Raw genomic sequence first — 641 nt, forward strand, 5'->3', positions numbered from 1 at the left:
GTACCACCTGATCCGGCTGCTCAAGAGGCAGAACGGTCTCTTCCTGTACCTCGTCCTGGACTCCGGACGCGCCAACCTCGCCATGGCCCGCCACCAGCTGAGGAAGATCGAGGCCGAACTCGAGATCTGAGCCCGGTCGGCACCACGACGCACGCCCGCCTTCCCGCCCCCTTCCCGGGGCGGGATCGGGTCTGCACACCCCCGCATACCCGAAAGTAACATGCGGGCATGACCTCACTTCCCGAGCGTGCCGGGCGGCGCTGCCACGCCGTCGTCAACCCCTTCCACTCGACCGTCTACTTCCAGCCCGACTACGGGCGGGAGCTCGAGCGGCTGGGGGTCGAGGACCGGGGCGCCGACTACTTCGTCAGCCGGGCGGCGGCGTTCGGCCGCGTCGGCGCCGGAACCGTCACCGCGACCTTCTTCAACTTCAAGCACGACCTGGTCGCCCGTTATTTGCCCGCTGCCTGGGACGTGATCTCCCCCGAGGACGCGCTGGCGGCCCGCCTGCGCGCGGCCGACAGCGTGCTGCGGCGGCTGCTCGGCGACGACGCGGTGTCCTCGAAGGAGATGGCCGAGGCCGCGGAGCTGGCGCAGCGCGCGACGGAGGCGTGTTCCCGCGCCGCCCGCCCCCTGTACGC

General features: G+C 71.1%; 1 protein-coding gene. It reads left to right on the forward strand.

All coding sequences use genetic code 11. The features are described 5' to 3' along the window. Window positions 1-228: 228 nt before the first annotated feature. A partial coding sequence (locus tag CCN51_RS52890) for an SCO6745 family protein (RefSeq protein WP_425444822.1) occupies window positions 229-641 on the forward strand: 413 nt, incomplete at its 3' end.

It is taken from the genome of Streptomyces milbemycinicus, from assembly GCF_002154605.1.
In the GTDB taxonomy this organism is placed as follows: domain Bacteria; phylum Actinomycetota; class Actinomycetes; order Streptomycetales; family Streptomycetaceae; genus Streptomyces; species Streptomyces milbemycinicus.